The sequence below is a fragment of the Arthrobacter sp. BL-252-APC-1A genome, assembly GCF_009696625.1.
In the GTDB taxonomy this organism is placed as follows: Bacteria; Actinomycetota; Actinomycetes; order Actinomycetales; family Micrococcaceae; genus Arthrobacter_B.
The window spans coordinates 171,430-186,688 of sequence record NZ_VULS01000009.1 but is presented as its reverse complement, the minus strand read 5'-3'; the positions used below and the strand labels follow the sequence as shown (position 1 = coordinate 186,688).

Genomic DNA, 15,259 nt, shown 5'->3' with positions numbered 1-15,259 from the left:
GCCGCCTCGCCAAGAGGGACCCCCGAGCACACCAAATCCACGAAATCAGCCCGCACGCGGGCGGGAAATACCTTGACCATCAAACACTCCATCAATCAGAGCGTTGCAACGACCATATGACTTCACCGGCTGAAACGAGCCGTAACTGGCCTCTCGGAGGGGAGGGGGCAGGATGAAAGGGAGTTTCAGGAGCCCATAAGTGTCAGCACCAATGCCAGCAGGGCCGGGATTCCCCTGATCATTGCAATCCGTGCCATCGGCCACCTGCTGGCCAGCAGCGCCACAGCGGCGAGGACCATGCACGCTGTCGAAAAGCTGATCAGTGTTAGCCCGGCGACGGGATTGCCCAGGCCGAGCAGGAGCACGCCAAGCACAGCTCCCACGCCCAGGAACAGGTTGTAGAACCCGAGGATGTAGGCCAGCGGCTGGGTGGTGTCCGCGTCCTGCGGAGCTGTGATTCCGTACACTCCCATGGTTTCCGGGACGGTCCAGCGAAGGGATTCCAGCCCGAAGAAGTAGAAGTGGATGGCGGCGGAAACCAGGGTGAAGATTGCGGCAGTGACCAGCACGGAACCCCCTTGGGGCGGGGACCGGACGTCCGGTGCCTGTTCGCCAGGCCGGTCCGCTGCGGTCCGCGGTCCGGCCAATCCTTCCACTCCGCCCACTGGCGGCCAAGGGTTGGGTACGCTCCCAGTTGGCGGTGGGGACTAATCGGCGGCTAGCCTTGAACTGGCGACGGGATTAGCTGTGCCCACAGGCACTGCCGCCCGGGCGCCCGAGGCCGTTAACGCCGGTTTGCCCCCAAGATCAGCCCCTAAAGGAGCACCCAAACGTGCGCACTTCCCGTCCCCTCCGTGCAGTGGCAGTCGCCGCCGCCGCAGCACTGGCGCTGACCGCCTGCGGTTCCGACTATCCCTTGGGCGACGAGCAGCGGGAAGCGGCGGAAAACAGCAATTCAACCCTCTCCGGCATCATCTCCGGGTCCGGTTCCACGGCGCAGGGGCCGGCCATGGATGCCTGGATTGGCGGATTCCGGGTGCTGCACCCCAAGGTCCAGGTCCAGTACTCCCCGGACGGCTCCGGTGCCGGCCGCAACGCCCTGCTGGCCGGGGCAGTGCAGTTTGCGGGCTCTGATGCCTATCTGCAGGATGAGGAACTGGCTGAGGCGCGGGAGGTCTGCGGTCCCGGCGGAGCGCTGGACATTCCCTCCTACATCTCGCCGATCGCCGTCGCATTCAACCTGCCGGGCATCGACTCGCTGAACATGGACGCCGCCACCATTGCCCGCATTTTCCGCGGCGAGATCGACTTCTGGAACGACCCGGCCATTGCCGCACAGAACCCCGGTGTGGAGCTTCCGGAAATACGCATCACCGCAGTCAGCCGCGCAGACGATTCCGGCACCACTGAGAACTTCACCGAGTACCTCCACGAGGCGGCCCCGGAAGCCTGGCCGAACGATCCTTCCGGCTCCTGGCCCGGCGGCCTGGGCGGGGAAAACGCACAGGGCAGCGCCGGCGTGATCAGCACCGTCACCCGCACCGAAGGCTCCGTTGCCTACTCGGACGATTCCGTGGTTGACGACTCCCTCGGAACGGTCAACCTCAAGGTGGGGGAAGAGTACGTTCCAATCAGTGCCGACGCCGCCTCAATCGCCGTCGAACAGTCCACCCGCGTACCCGGACGCAGCGCCAATGACATTGCCCTGCACCTGGACCGCACCACCACCGCACCCGGCGCCTATCCGCTGGTCCTGATCTCCTACCAGATCTTCTGCAGCGGCTACGAAGACGCCAACACCGTAGAGCTGGTGAAGGCGTTCGGAGAGTACGTGATCAGCGATGAGGGCCAGCAGGCATCGGCCGACGCCGCCAAGAGCGCGCCGATTCCGAAGAGCCTTGCTGAAGACGCCCGCGCCGCGGTCGAGAGCATCACCACGCTGCCCTAGGCGCCCGCCTGTTAATCCCTCCCGGGCGCCGCTGCCGGTCTGGCCTGCGGTTTTTCAGTGACGGCCAAAACTGCCTGCAGCTGTGCCGCCGCGGTCTTCACGGCACCCCTTGCGCCCTTCCGGGACCGGTGGCACCGTGGACTCACCGCGACGGAAAGGGGGTAAACCATGCAACCCATCAGGATCGAAAGATGGTGGCCGTATCTCGATACCACCGCCAAGCAGTGGCTGCGGGAGAACCTGCGGCAGGACGGGATTCCGCCCAAGGTCCAGGACCGGATTGCCGAAGCGGGAGGCCCCGTCATAGACCCCATTCTGGGTGGTCAGGACTGGGACTTCATCGAAACGCAGTCTGAGCTGGTGGATTAGCCCCGCGCTCCTGCCATGTTTGCTCATTTGAGTGGAACACTGATGCTCACATGATAAATTGAGCCGCACCTATCCGCTCGTCCCACAGGTGTGACCCATGAGCAAACTGAAAACCGAGTCCCTGGCCGCCCTTGCCGGGTCCGTTGCCGTTCCGTCCTATGACCGCTCTGCCGTGCGCACCGGAATCGTCCACTTTGGAGTGGGCGGATTCCACCGCGCACACCAGGCCATGTACCTGGACCGGCTAATGAACGAGGGCAAGGCCCTGGACTGGGGCATCTGCGGGGTGGGGGTCCTGCCGGGAGATGCCGCAATGAAGTCGGTCATGGATGCCCAGGACTGCCTCTACACGCTGGTGCTCAAAAACCCCGACGGAACCCGTGAAGGCCGGGTTATCGGGTCCATCACTGAGTACCTGCTGGCTCCGGAAGCCCCGGAGGCCGTCATCGAGAAAATGGCGGCGGAGGACACCCGGATTGTGTCCCTGACCATCACTGAGGGCGGTTACAACTTCCATCACGTCACCGGGGAGTTCGATGCTGCCAATCCGGCCGTGGCAGCTGACCTGGAGCCCGGGGCAGTCCCGGCCACGGTCTTTGGGCTGGTGACTGAGGCGCTGCTGCGGCGCAGGGAACGGGGCCTGGCGCCCTTCACGGTGATGTCCTGCGACAACATCCAGGGCAACGGAGACGTTGCCCGCCGGATGTTCACTGCATTCGCCGACCTCCGGGATCCGGAGCTGGGGGAATGGATGCGCGCGAACGTGGCGTTCCCCAATTCGATGGTGGACCGGATCACGCCCGTCACCACGGATGCCGACCGGGACATGGTTGCCGCGGACTTCGGCATTGAAGACGCCTGGCCAGTGGTCAGCGAGGACTTCGAGCAGTGGGTCCTGGAAGACGACTTTCCGCTGGGCCGCCCGCCCTTTGAGGACGCCGGCGTGCAGGTGGTGGACGACGTCGAGCCCTACGAGCTGATGAAACTGCGCCTGCTCAACGCCAGCCACCAGGGCCAGTGCTACTTCGGGTACCTCGCCGGTTACCGGTATGCCCACGAGGTCTGCCAGGACCCGCTCTTCGCCCGTTTCCTGATGGACTATATGGACCGCGAGGCCACTCCCACGCTCAAGCCGCTCCCCGGCGTCGACCTTGATGCCTACAAGCAGAAACTAATCGAGCGCTTCTCCAACGAACACGTGCGGGACACCCTGGCCCGGCTGTGTGCCGAAAGCTCGGACCGGATCCCCAAATGGCTGCTGCCGGTGATCCGGGAAAACCTGGATTCCGGCGGCGACATCCACCGCTCGGCAGCCATTGTGGCCAGCTGGGCCCGCTATGCCGAGGGAACGGACGAGCAGGGAGCAGCGATCGACGTCGTGGACCGGCTGCGCGAACGGCTGATGGCTGCCGCGGCGCGCAACGGCGAAGATCCGCTGGCGTTCATTTCCCAGCCCGAGCTGTTTGGCGACCTGGCCTCAAACGAGCGCTTCGTGCAGGCCTATACGCAGGCCCTGGAGTTCCTGCACGACGCCGGTGCCCGCGCCACGGTCGAACAACTCGTCCATGGGCACGGGAACCGGGAGGGCAGCTAGCGCCGGGAGGCGTCCGCAGGTTCCGTTGCGTCAGCCGGAGCCGGGCGGGTGCTGGCCGGCAGGGCAGCGGCCACCACGAACACGAGGACCAGGGCCGCGCCCCAGATGATGGCAGCGAGGTTGCCGCCCACCAGGAACGGGAAGTTCCAGAGGGAGAGTGCCAGCACACCGAGCAGGCCGATCCCCCCGGCCACAGCGGCGGCCCGCACCATGCCGGGAGCGGACACTCCGCCGCCGCGGGTACCGAAGCCCACGATCGCGAAGCTGGTCAGGGTCATCATGACGATCACGCCGATGGCCCCTGCGCCGGAGTACCAGGTGTAGATCTCCAGTACCGGATCCAGCTGGGCGACGGCGGAGACCACTACGACGGCGGCGGTCACGCCGGTAACCCAGAAGGAGGCACGCGAGGGTGCCCCGTGGGCGGGGTGGACAGCGGCCAGGCCGGCGGGCAGCACCCCGCGCTGGCCCAGGGTGAAGAGGTAACGCGAGACGATGTTATGGAAGGCCAGCATGCAGGCGAACATGCTGGTCACCACCAGGACCTGGACGATGTCCGTCATGATCGGTGCCAGGATTTCCCCGGCAAAGCCGACCACCACGCTGTCAGGGCTGTCCGTGGCCAGGGCCACGGCGTTGCCCGCCCCAAGGCCACTGATGATCAGCCAGGAAGAGAGAATGTACAGCGCGCCGATGGACAGCACAGCGATGTAGGTGGCCCGGGGGATGGTGCGCTCCGGATCCTTGGCCTCGTTGCGGAACACCGCCGTCGCCTCGAACCCGAAGAAGCCAAGGAAGGCGAACAGCAGGCCAAGTCCCGGTGCACCGGACATGGCTTCGGCCGGGCTGAACGGGAGGGAGGTGAGTTCCCGGCCGGAGAAGAGCACGCCGAGGTCGATGGCCAGGACAGCGGCAACCTCCAGGACCAGGACGGCGCCCAGCACCTTGGCGGAAAGGTTGATATCCCGGTAGCCCAGGAAGCCAACGACGGCGATCATGGCAGCCGAGATTGCCCACCAGGGGACCAGCACCCCGGTCCAGAGCTCAATCAGGTTTCCGGCCTGCACGCCCAGGTAGCAGGTCATCGAGACCGTGAGCAGGACGTAGGCGAAGAGCGCCAGCCCTGCGGTGCCGAGCCCGGCCCGGCGGCCGAACCCGCGGTCGACGTAGGAGTAGAAGGCGCCGGCATCCGGCACGTGGGGGGTCATCCAGGCGTAGCCGACCGAGAACAGCAGCAGGATGGCCGTGGCGGCCAGCACCATCAGGGGCATGCCGACCGATTCGGAGACGGTGAGGATGAGGGGGAAGTTGGCCGCGACAACGGTGATCGGGGCCGCAGCGGCGACCACCATCAGGACGATGCCGGGCACCCCCAGCCTGCGGGTCAGAGCGGTTTGCACAAGTTCTTCCTAACTATGGAATGTGGTGAAACGATCCACGTGCATGTAGGAGGTACTCCTGCACTGCTGGGCTGCCGCATGGACAGGCACGCCGTGGCTTCAGCCAACTTCCCGATATTAGCCAAGGGAAGAATCCGGCTATCAATGGCGGCGAATATCCGCGTCACATCGCGTCAGCTATGAGTTCTGCGTCACTTCTGCGGCACGGCTGCGAACAAAGCTGCAAACAAAAAGGTCCTGATCCGGCGAACCGGATCAGGACCTTTTTATATTGGTTGCGGGGGCAAGATTTGAACTTGCGACCTCTGGGTTATGAGCCCAGCGAGCTACCGAACTGCTCCACCCCGCGGCGTGCTTAGAACTCTACCGTACGCTTTCCGAGGGGACTAATCGCGTGGTCCGCGTCACCTGTTTCCGGCCGCAGTTCCGGGTTCATCGCCGGAAAGGGCTACGGCCAGGTCCTCGTCGATGAGCAGTGTGGTGACGAACCCGGCGGCGAGGACTGCCCGCACGGCGTCCGCCCGTGCCGCGCCCTGCGCCACGGCAACCACGTTGGGTGTGTTCTCCAGCTGGGCCAGGCTGACCGCCAGCACCCGCTCATCCAGCTCTGAATTCACCGGCCTGCCGGCGGCGTCGAGGAGGCGCCCGGAGCATTCCGCCACGGCACCGGCCTTCGCTGCTTCCAGCTTCAGGTGGTTGTCCACGCGGTTCCAGACCGTGGACAGCCCGGGCATCCAGGCTCCCACCGCCACCACTGCGGCATCCAGGGACCCGGCCTTGGCGAGGGTCTCGGAGATTTCAGGCTGACGGCGCAGGCTCTGCGCCGTCTGGGCGTTTTCGACCACCAGGGGCGCCCACAGCGGCCAGGTGGCAACGCCGTCGTGCCTGCCCAGGTTCTGGATCAGTTCCAGCGAGTTACCGCTGCCCGGAACGGGCAGGGCGCCCGCCAGCTGGATGATGTTGCAGGGCGGCAGATGCGTGACGTGCCCGGCTGCGAGGTCCAGTGTCCGGGACCAGGAGACGCCTATGTTGGCCCCAGGCGCCGCTGCATCCATGATCTCCGCGGCCGCTGCGGCTGCCATTGCCTCGCGGGTAGTCCTCTCGTCCGCGCCGGTAGGGCTGATGCGCACGCGCTGCACCCCAAGTGCTGCGGCGAGGCGGTCTGGTGCCAGTTCCGCTGCGGCTTCCGGAAAGCGGACGTCGATGCGGACGATTCCCAGGGCACGCGCTTCGTCGAGGTAACGCGCCACCTGGAACCGGGAAATCCCGTAATCCCTGGCAATGTCCACTTTGGAGCGGTTATTCAGGTAATAATCCCGGCCAATCCTGGCCAGAAGTTCCTCGTGGGAGGTCCCTGTTCCGGTGATGATTCCGCCCCCCTGTTCCCGAATGAGCAATTAATTGTTGCTCATTTGAGTCTATATGGCTAGAGTTCCTCACCAAATGAGCGCAAGGAAAAATCTCAAATGAGCAAGGGTGACGTATGAGATCAGAACGCAGCCAGCCGGAGCGCCGGCGCGGGCGCGCGGCAAGGCAGTTCGCAGCAGCCGCCGCGGCAGCAGCAATGGTGCTTACCGGGTGCGGCAGCGGAAGCGCGGACGGCCGCCAGGAAATTGTGGTGGCCATTGTTTCCAACCCCCAGATGACGGATGCCATTTCGCTCCAGGACCGTTTCAAGGAAGAACACCCGAACGTTGACGTCCGGTTCGTGTCCCTTCCGGAGAACGAAGCCCGGGCCAAGATCACCGCCTCCGTCGCCACCGGCGGCGGAGAATTCGACGTCGTTATGGTCTCCAACTACGAGACCCCGATGTGGGCGGAAAACGGCTGGCTGACCAACCTGCAGGAGTATGCAGACGGCACCCAGGGGTACGACCCTGATGACTTCATTCCCAACATCCGCGAGGCGCTCAGCTACGAAGGCGACCTGTACTCGGTGCCGTTCTACGGCGAATCTGCGTTCCTGGCCTACCGGCAGGACCTCTTCGACGAAGCCGGGCTCACCATGCCGGAACAGCCCACCTGGGAAGACATTGCCGGGTTCGCCGAAACCCTGCACAACCCGGACGACGGATTCTCCGGCATCTGCCTGCGCGGACTGGCCGGCTGGGGCGAGGTCATGGCCCCGCTGACCACCATGATCAACACCTACGGCGGCAGCTGGTTCGACGAGGACTGGAATGCCACCCTGGACAGCCCCGAGGTTGAGGCTGCCGTGACCGACTATGTGGACCTGATCCGCAACTCCGGGCAGCCGGGCGCGGCAACCAGCGGCTACGGCGACTGCCTGACCCGCTACAGCCAGGGCAACGCGGCCATGTGGTTCGACGCGACCGCTATGGTCTCCACTGTTGAGGACCCCGATTCCTCCCTCGTGGTCGGCAAGACGAGCTACGCCCCCGCCCCGGTTCAGGAAACCGACTCCGCCGGCTGGCTGTACAGCTGGTCGCTGGCCATTCCCGCCACCAGCGAGGAAAAGGACGCAGCGTGGGACTTCGTGTCCTGGATGACGGACAAGGACTTCATCCAGCTTGTGGGCGAGGAAATCAGCTGGGAGCGGGTGCCGCCGGGGAGCCGGCTCTCCACCTATGAGATTCCCGAATATGCCGAAGTTGCCGAAGCCTACGCGGAGCCCACCCTCAGCGCGATGGCAGGTGCGGCCCAGGAAACCTCGTTCACCGGCAGCGTGCCGTATCCGGGCCTGCAGTTCGTGGGCATCCCGGAGTTCCAGGACCTTGGAACCCGCGTCGCCCAGCAGATCTCCGCCGCGATAGCCGGACAGAAAACCGTTCAGGAAGCCCTTGAACAGTCCCAGCGCTACGCGCAAACCGTCGCCGAGAGCTACCAGTCAGGAGATAACGGATGACCACGCTGGTAGAGCGGCACAACGCCAAGGCGCGCCGCGACGTCGAAAAGCGGCAGTCCGGCGGAATGTCCCGGGCCGAGGGCTGGCGCCGCCGCGGCCCGCTCCTGCCGGCACTGATCTTCACAATCATCGTCACGCAGGTCCCGTTCCTGTTCACCATCTGGTATTCGCTGCAGAACTGGAACCTGCTGAATCCCGAGGGTGACCGGTTCGTCTGGTTCTCCAACTACGTTGAGATCTTTGCCGACTCCACGTTCCGCCAGGCAGCACTGAACAGTGTGATCTTCACTCTGGGCTGTGTGTTCTTCGCAATGATCCTGGGCATCATCTTCGCGCTGCTCCTGGACCGCTCCTTCGCCGGGCGCGGCATTGTGCGGACCCTGCTCATTACGCCGTTCCTGATCATGCCGGTGGCCGGTTCACTGCTCTGGTCCGTCTCCATCCTCAACCCCAGCTACGGCCTGCTGAACTGGCTGATCGGCCTGGTGGGGATTTCCCCGGTTGACTGGACATCCGCGCACCCGATTGCGTCTATCCTCATGTCCCTGGTGTGGCAGTGGACACCGTTCATGATGCTGCTGGTCCTGGCCGGCCTGCAGGCGCAGCCGAAGGACGTGCTGGAAGCAGCCCAGGTGGACGGCGCCGGGTGGTGGCGCACGTTCTTCTCCGTCACCCTGCCGCAGCTGCGCCGCTACATTGAACTCGGTGTGCTGCTCGGAGCGATCTACGTAGTGAACACGTTCGACCAGATTTATCTGATGACGGCCGGCGGGCCTGGAACGGCCAGCGCCAACCTTCCCTTCTACATCTACCAGCGGGCCTTCCTCGGCTTCGACATCGGGCAGGCCGCAGCCATGGGTGTTGTGGTTGTGATTGCCACGATCATCGTCGCGACCTTCGCCCTCCGCCTGATCTTCCGCAGCTTCGACACAAAGGACTAGCCGTGGCCACCCAGACACCGCCGGCTCCGGCCGAACGCACCCCCACTGCCCCCGGCACGCCGCCGCAAAGGCGCAAACCCAAGCCGCGCGCCGGGGCGTCGCTGATTACCGTCTTCACCTGGATCATTGCCATCGGGTTCTTCTCGCCGGTGCTCTGGATGGTGCTGACCTCCTTCAAGCAGGAGTCGGCGGCCGCCTCCAACCCGCCGTCGTTCTTCTTCACTCCCACCCTGGACCAGTACCGGGCAGTGCTCGACGCCGGTGCCGGCAGCTACTTCGTGAACTCGGCGATTGCCACGGGAGTTTCAACCCTGCTGGTGCTTATCCTGGCGGTCCCTGCGTCCTACGCCCTGAGCATCCGCCCGGTGAAACGCACCCAGGATGTGCTGTTCTTCTTCATCTCCACCAAGATGCTGCCGGTGGTGGCAGTGATCATGCCGATCTACGTGATTGCCGGGCAGCTGAAGGTCCTGGACAACGTCTGGACGCTGGTGGTGCTCTACACCTCCATGAACCTGCCGATCGCCGTGTGGATGATGCGCTCCTTCTTCCAGGAAGTGCCGTCCGAAGTGCTGGAAGCGGCGCAGATGGACGGCGCCGGACTGGTGAAAACCCTGTGGCGGGTGCTGATGCCCATGGTCGCCCCCGGCCTGGCCGCCACCGCCCTGATCTGCGTGATCTTCGCGTGGAATGAATTCTTCTTCGCCCTGAACCTCACGGCGGCGAAATCGGCCACCGTGCCGGTCTTCTTGGTCTCCCAGATGACCAGTGAAGGCCTGTACCTGGCGCAGCTCTCCGCGGCCTCGGTGCTCGCGTCCCTCCCGGTGGTCCTGGCCGGCTGGGTGGCACAGAAACAGCTGGTCCGCGGCCTGTCGATGGGAGCGGTCAAATGAGCACCGGCGAACTCATGCCGGAGTCGATGTCCGTCTCCGTCCTGGACGGGCCGGGCAAGCTGCGGCTGGAGGAGCGGCCCGTACCGGTGCCCGGCCCAGGTGAGGTCCTGGTTCGGATTGCCTCGGTGGGCGTCTGCGGGTCTGATACGCACTACTACCACGAGGGCCGGATCGGCAGCTTCGTCGTCGAGTCACCGCTGGTTTTGGGGCACGAAGCCTCCGGCCGGATCGAAGCGGCGGGCGACGGCGTCGACCCCTCCCTGGTGGGGCAGCGGGTGTCGCTTGAACCCGGCATTCCGCAGCCCTACTCGGCACAAACCCTCGCCGGGCACTACAACCTGGACCCGGACGTGCGGTTCTTCGCCACCCCGCCCGTGGACGGGGCGTTCGCCGAGTACGTGGTGCATCCGGCCGCCTTCGCGCACCCGGTTCCGGAGAACCTGTCCGACGACGCAGCCGCTCTGCTGGAGCCCCTGAGCGTCGCACTCGCAGCCCGCGCCGCGGGGGAGGTGCAGCTGGGGGACCGGGTCCTCGTGGCCGGAGCCGGACCGATTGGCCTGCTGGTTTCCGCCGTGTGTGCGCTCGCCGGCGCCGAGGTGACCGTAACGGATGTGCGCGCCGAACGGCTGCAGGCGGCGCCCCGCTACGGAGCGGCACACACTTTTACCGTTGCCGATGCGCCCGAATCCGTCCCTGAATACCAGGTGTTCATCGACGCCACCGGTGCGGAACCGGCCGTCCTCGCCGGCATGCAGCGCCTGGCGCCGCGCGGCCGCTGCGTGCTGGTGGGCATGGGCGCGGACACCATTGCGCTGCCGGTCCCGCTGGTCCAGGGCCGGGAACTGCGGATCACCGGCACCTTCCGCTACGCCAACACCTGGCCGCTGGCGATCTCCCTGGCCGGGCAGGGGCTGGTGGACCTGGATGGTCTGGTCACTTCGCGGCACGGGCTCGACGGCGTCGAAGCGGCGCTGGTTGCCGGTGCCCGGGAGGGCGCGCTGAAGGCGGTCGTTGTTCCGTAACCCGTTCCGTTCCTCCCGCCGCAAAACCCGCCCGCCTCCGCCACCCTCCCCGCCGAGAGGCCAGTTACGGCTCTTCTGAGCTGAAACGAGCCGTAACTGGCCTCTCGAGGGTGATAGGTTCAGCTGAAACAGGCCGGCTCAGTGCGGAGGACAGGCATGGTCAAACCAGCGGATGCGGCACCGGACGTAGCCCACGCATCGAATTTCCCCGAGTGGAAGAGACTCGTCTCCGAGTCTTTTGTCCCGCTCGAAGCGACCCCGGTGCAGCCCGGTCCCGCCGCGTTCTCCGGGCGCCTGACCGGCCGGCGCCTGCGCGAGCTGGCTATTGTCCAGGTTGATGCCATGCCGCACTGCGTGGAGCGGACTCCGGAACTGATCAACGGAGCCGACGGCGGGTTCTACAAGCTCAGCCTGCAGCTCTCCGGCACCGGGATCCTGGTCCAGGACGGCCGTGAAGCAGTGCTCGAGGCCGGAGACCTGGCCATCTACGACACCAGTGCTCCCTACACCCTGACGTTTCACGAGCAGTTCACCACCCTGGTGCTGATGTTCCCTAAACAGCTGCTTGGACTCGCCCCGGAGGACATGGCGGAGATGACGGCCGTCCGGCTGGGCCGCGGGCACCGACTGGGCCGCGCCGTCGTTCCCTTTCTGACCCAGATCGGCCGGATGCTTCCGGAACTGGACGGTCCGATTGGGCACCGGCTGGCCATGAACACCGTGGACCTGCTCTCCACCCTGCTGGCCGATGAGGCGCATGCCCTCCCGGACGTCGAGGCGGGCGGTCAGGAACGGCTGCTGCGCCGTGTGCAGCACTTCATCGATGGTCAGCTCGCCAACCCGGACCTCTCCCCGGGCTACATTGCGGCCGCGCACTTTATGTCCGTCCGCAGCCTGCACAAGCTCTTCGAAGATTCCGGCACCACCGCCGCAGCGTGGATCCGCGCTCGCCGCCTGGCCGGTGCACGCCGGGACCTCGCGGATCCGCTGCAGGCCGACGTCCCCGTAGGTGCGATTGGTGCCCGGTGGGGGCTGCCGGATCCGGCGCACTTCAGCCGCGTGTTCCGTGCCGCGTACGGGCAGTCGCCTTCGGCCTACCGGGCAGGCCGCTGAAAACCCGTGCACGGTTAGTCAACTGGCGCACGCGCAAAGCCAAGCAAAAAAGCGTGACCTGGCACACAGTGGGATGAGCGATCCGTCCCGCCGTTTGCGAAGGAGCAATCATGCACACCACCGAATCCCTCATCAGCTTCCAGGACCTGCTGGGTGTCATCCCGGCAGCCCCGGAATCCCGGGACATCCTGGATCCCGCGACCGGCGAGGTGGTTGCGGCCGCTCCCGTCCACACCCTGACTGACCTTGAGGCTGCCGTAGCCTCGGCCCGGCTGGCCCAGCCGGAATGGGCCGCCCTCGGCCACGCCGAGCGCTCCGCTTACCTGATGAAGGCCGCCGACGCCGTCGAAGCCGCTGCCGAAGGCCTCGCCGAACTGCTCTCCCGCGAGCAGGGCAAACCGCTGAACGGTCCCAACGCGCGTTTCGAAGTCGGTGCCTGTGCTGCCTGGCTGCGCGCCACGGCGTCGTTCGAGCTGGAACCCGAGGTGCTGGTGGACGACGAGGGCGGCCGCGCCGAACTGCACTACCGGCCGCTGGGCGTGGTGGGCGCGATCGGCCCGTGGAACTGGCCCATGATGATCAGCATCTGGCAGCTGGCCCCGGCCCTGCGGATGGGCAATACCGTGGTCATGAAGCCCTCCGAGTACACCCCGCTCTCCGTCCTGGCGCTGGCCGCTGTCCTGAATCAGGCCCTTCCTGTGGGCGTGCTGCACGTTGTGTCCGGCGGCCGGGACGTGGGCGAAGCCCTGGCTGCACACGCGGACATCAACAAGGTCATGTTCACCGGATCCACCGCGACCGGCAAGGCGATCATCCGCTCCTCGGCGGACACCGTGAAGCGCCTGACCCTGGAACTCGGCGGCAACGACGCCGGCATTGTGCTGCCCGACGCCGATCCCGCCGCGATCGCCGAAGACCTCTTCTGGGGTGCCTTCATCAACACCGGCCAGACCTGCGCGGCGCTGAAGCGCCTGTACGTGCACGAGGACATTTACGACGCCGTCGTCGATGCCCTGGCCGGCGTCGCGAACGCCATGCCCATGGGCGTGGGGCTGGATGAAAACAACGTCCTGGGCCCGCTGCAGAATCAGGCCCAGTTCACCATCGTTGCGGACCTGGTCCAGGCTGCGAAGGACGCCGGTGCCCGGATTGTCACTGGCGGCAACCCGGCATCGGGCCAGCCCGGCTACTTCTACCCCGCCACGCTGGTGGCGGACATCGAGAACGACAACCCGCTGGTGGCGCAGGAACAGTTCGGCCCCGCCCTCCCGATCATCCGCTACTCCACCGTGGATGAGGCCGTTGACATGGCCAACGCCCTGGACGTGGGACTCGGCGCCTCCGTCTGGTCCTCAAACAAGGACGCCGCCCTCGCCGTCGCTGCCCGGATTGAAGCCGGCACCGTGTGGATCAACAAGCACGGCGCCGTGGACCCGCGGATGCCGTTCGGCGGCGCCAAGCAGTCCGGCTACGGCCTCGAATTCGGCGTCGAAGGCCTCAAGGCCCTCGGGGCCCCGCAGGTCCTTAGCTACTAACCCCTCCCAGAACGAACGAAAGCAACGAAGCTTCCATGGAAACCGAATACCTCGTCATTGGTGCCGGCTCGGCCGGCAACGTCGTCGCCCGCCGCCTGCTCGACGCCGGCAAGAAAGTCACCGTCCTCGAAGCCGGGGACCAGGACACCAACCCGGACATCGCCCACCTGAACACCCTCGGCGCGCTCTGGCACAGCCCGCAGGACTGGAACTACTACACCACGGAGCAGGCCGGAGCCTCCGGCCGCCGCATCCACCTGCCCCGCGGCAAGGTGATGGGCGGATCGCACGCGCTGAACGCCTCCATCTGGGTGCGCGGGGACCGCTGGGACTACGATTCCTGGGCCGAGGCCGGCTGCGAGGGCTGGTCATGGGAGGATGTGCTCCCGGTGTTCAAGCAGATTGAAAACTACGACGGCGGTGCCTCCGAAACGCGCGGCACCGGCGGCCTGCTGGACGTGGTCCAGGACTTCCCCCGCAACCCTGTGCAGGAAGACATGCTGGCCGGCGCCCAGGAGATCGGCCTGGAACTGAACCCGGACTACAACTCCGGCAGCGTTGAAGGGGTTTCCCGGATGCAGCTGAACATTCGGGACGGCAAACGGTTCAACACCTGGCACGCCTACCTGAAGCCGGTCATGGACTCCCCGAACCTCACCCTGGTCACCGGCGCCCACGTGCGCCGGCTGCTGGTGGAGGACGGCGTGGTCCGCGGCGTCGAGTACGAATTCGGCGGTGAACTGCGCACAGCCCGTGCGGGGGAGACCATCCTCTGCGCCGGTGCGATCAACTCCGCCGAACTGCTGCTGCGTTCCGGCATTGGCCCGGCGGCTGAACTGGAGGCAGCCGGCGTCGAACCCGTCCTGGACCTGCCCGGTGTGGGCAAGAACCTGCAGGACCACCTGCTGGCCCCGGTGATCTTCTCTGCCGGCGCCCGCCCGGTGCCGGACGGCGAGGTGGCGCCCGCTGAGGTGCATCTGTTCGCCAAGTCCCGCCCGGAGCTGCCGGTGCCGGACACCCAGCCGATCTTCTTCTCCGTGCCCATGTACTCGCAGGACTATGCGGGCGGCGAAATGACCGGCCCGGAAAACGGCTTCTCCATGCTTGGCGGTCTGGTCCGGCCGGAAAGCCGCGGCGAGATCACGCTCACCGGGCCGTCGCCGGAGGATCCGCTGCGAATCGACCTCGGTGCGCTGAGCGAGCAGGCCGACGTCGACGCGCTGGTGGCTTCGGTGCGGCAGTGCCGGGAGATCGGCCGGTCCGAGGCACTGGCGAACTGGGAGCCCAAGGAGCTGCATCCCGGCCCCGCCGTCTCAGACAGCGACGAGGACCTGGCCCAGTACGTGCGCGACTCAGTGGTCACCTACCACCACCAGGTGGGTACCTGCCGGATGGGCACCGATGAGCTGGCGGTGGTCGACCCCTCGGATCTGACGGTGCGCGGGCTGGCCGGTATCCGGATCGCCGACGCTTCAGTCATGCCGATGGTCCCCACGGGCAACACCAACGCCCCCACGGTGATGATCGCCGAGCGTGCCGCCGGGATGATCCTGGCTGGCTGACCGCCGTGGCCGGCTG

Annotated in this window: 13 protein-coding genes and 1 tRNA gene; 10 read left to right on the top strand and 4 right to left on the bottom strand. The window is 66.2% G+C overall.

Going from position 1 to position 15,259, the window contains the following annotated elements:
- Window positions 1-185 precede the first annotated feature (185 nt).
- On the bottom strand, window positions 186-569 hold the full coding sequence (locus tag FYJ28_RS14165; protein WP_195840685.1) for a DUF1304 domain-containing protein: 384 nt from the start codon (window positions 567-569) through the stop codon (window positions 186-188).
- Between the two features lie 263 nt (window positions 570-832).
- Between FYJ28_RS14165 and pstS the strand changes: the two genes are divergently transcribed.
- From pstS to FYJ28_RS14150, 3 genes are all read left to right on the top strand, one after another.
- The gene (gene pstS / locus FYJ28_RS14160) at window positions 833-1,948 is read left to right on the top strand and encodes a phosphate ABC transporter substrate-binding protein PstS (protein ID WP_055242357.1); all 1,116 of its coding nucleotides are present in this window, start codon (window positions 833-835) and stop codon (window positions 1,946-1,948) included.
- Between the two features lie 168 nt (window positions 1,949-2,116).
- The gene (locus FYJ28_RS14155; RefSeq protein WP_154579728.1) at window positions 2,117-2,317 is read left to right on the top strand and encodes a hypothetical protein; all 201 of its coding nucleotides are present in this window, start codon (window positions 2,117-2,119) and stop codon (window positions 2,315-2,317) included.
- Between the two features lie 97 nt (window positions 2,318-2,414).
- Window positions 2,415-3,911 carry a mannitol dehydrogenase family protein gene (locus tag FYJ28_RS14150; RefSeq protein WP_154579727.1) on the top strand — a complete coding sequence of 499 codons (1,497 nt, stop codon included), beginning with the start codon at window positions 2,415-2,417 and terminating at the stop codon, window positions 3,909-3,911.
- Here FYJ28_RS14150 and FYJ28_RS14145 read toward each other — a convergent pair.
- The 3 genes from FYJ28_RS14145 to FYJ28_RS14135 all read right to left on the bottom strand — a co-directional run bounded on the left by FYJ28_RS14145 (window position 3,908) and on the right by FYJ28_RS14135 (window position 6,708).
- Complete coding sequence (locus FYJ28_RS14145) at window positions 3,908-5,311, bottom strand: APC family permease (RefSeq protein ID WP_326831736.1); 1,404 nt, start codon at window positions 5,309-5,311, stop codon at window positions 3,908-3,910. The two genes, FYJ28_RS14150 and FYJ28_RS14145, sit on opposite strands and share 4 nt — an antisense overlap.
- Window positions 5,312-5,583: 272 nt before the next feature.
- A tRNA-Met gene (locus FYJ28_RS14140) sits at window positions 5,584-5,660 on the bottom strand.
- A gap of 55 nt (window positions 5,661-5,715) precedes the next feature.
- The gene (locus tag FYJ28_RS14135; protein WP_154579726.1) at window positions 5,716-6,708 is read right to left on the bottom strand and encodes a sugar-binding transcriptional regulator; all 993 of its coding nucleotides are present in this window, start codon (window positions 6,706-6,708) and stop codon (window positions 5,716-5,718) included.
- A gap of 86 nt (window positions 6,709-6,794) precedes the next feature.
- Between FYJ28_RS14135 and FYJ28_RS14130 the strand changes: the two genes are divergently transcribed.
- The 7 genes from FYJ28_RS14130 to FYJ28_RS14100 all read left to right on the top strand — a co-directional run bounded on the left by FYJ28_RS14130 (window position 6,795) and on the right by FYJ28_RS14100 (window position 15,243).
- Window positions 6,795-8,177, top strand: a complete 1,383-nt coding sequence (locus FYJ28_RS14130) for an ABC transporter substrate-binding protein (RefSeq protein WP_055242364.1) — start codon at window positions 6,795-6,797, stop codon at window positions 8,175-8,177.
- Window positions 8,174-9,118: a carbohydrate ABC transporter permease gene (locus tag FYJ28_RS14125; protein WP_055242366.1), complete on the top strand. Its 945-nt coding sequence runs from the start codon at window positions 8,174-8,176 to the stop codon at window positions 9,116-9,118. The genes FYJ28_RS14130 and FYJ28_RS14125 overlap by 4 nt, the downstream gene beginning before the upstream one ends.
- 2 nt (window positions 9,119-9,120) lie before the next feature.
- On the top strand, window positions 9,121-10,011 hold the full coding sequence (locus FYJ28_RS14120; RefSeq protein ID WP_442778592.1) for a carbohydrate ABC transporter permease: 891 nt from the start codon (window positions 9,121-9,123) through the stop codon (window positions 10,009-10,011).
- Window positions 10,008-11,033, top strand: a complete 1,026-nt coding sequence (locus FYJ28_RS14115; RefSeq protein ID WP_154579725.1) for an NAD(P)-dependent alcohol dehydrogenase — start codon at window positions 10,008-10,010, stop codon at window positions 11,031-11,033. The genes FYJ28_RS14120 and FYJ28_RS14115 overlap by 4 nt, the downstream gene beginning before the upstream one ends.
- 156 nt (window positions 11,034-11,189) lie before the next feature.
- Complete coding sequence (locus tag FYJ28_RS14110) at window positions 11,190-12,146, top strand: helix-turn-helix domain-containing protein (protein ID WP_154579724.1); 957 nt, start codon at window positions 11,190-11,192, stop codon at window positions 12,144-12,146.
- 110 nt (window positions 12,147-12,256) lie between these two features.
- Window positions 12,257-13,681: an aldehyde dehydrogenase family protein gene (locus FYJ28_RS14105; protein WP_154579723.1), complete on the top strand. Its 1,425-nt coding sequence runs from the start codon at window positions 12,257-12,259 to the stop codon at window positions 13,679-13,681.
- Window positions 13,682-13,716: 35 nt separating this feature from the next.
- Window positions 13,717-15,243 (top strand): GMC family oxidoreductase, encoded by a 1,527-nt coding sequence (locus FYJ28_RS14100; protein WP_154579722.1) that lies wholly within the window; start codon window positions 13,717-13,719, stop codon window positions 15,241-15,243.
- The last annotated feature ends 16 nt before the right edge of the window (window positions 15,244-15,259 follow it).

Bases quoted from the DNA above. Each gene is read 5' to 3' on its own strand.
- FYJ28_RS14115 (WP_154579725.1), top strand. From the start codon at position 10,008: ATGAGCACCGGCGAACTCATGCCGGAGTCGATGTCCGTCTCCGTCCTG.
- FYJ28_RS14110 (WP_154579724.1), top strand. From the start codon at position 11,190: ATGGTCAAACCAGCGGATGCGGCACCGGACGTAGCCCACGCATCGAAT.
- FYJ28_RS14130 (WP_055242364.1), top strand. From the start codon at position 6,795: ATGAGATCAGAACGCAGCCAGCCGGAGCGCCGGCGCGGGCGCGCGGCA.
- FYJ28_RS14105 (WP_154579723.1), top strand. From the start codon at position 12,257: ATGCACACCACCGAATCCCTCATCAGCTTCCAGGACCTGCTGGGTGTC.
- FYJ28_RS14150 (WP_154579727.1), top strand. From the start codon at position 2,415: ATGAGCAAACTGAAAACCGAGTCCCTGGCCGCCCTTGCCGGGTCCGTT.
- FYJ28_RS14125 (WP_055242366.1), top strand. From the start codon at position 8,174: ATGACCACGCTGGTAGAGCGGCACAACGCCAAGGCGCGCCGCGACGTC.
- FYJ28_RS14100 (WP_154579722.1), top strand. From the start codon at position 13,717: ATGGAAACCGAATACCTCGTCATTGGTGCCGGCTCGGCCGGCAACGTC.
- FYJ28_RS14155 (WP_154579728.1), top strand. From the start codon at position 2,117: ATGCAACCCATCAGGATCGAAAGATGGTGGCCGTATCTCGATACCACC.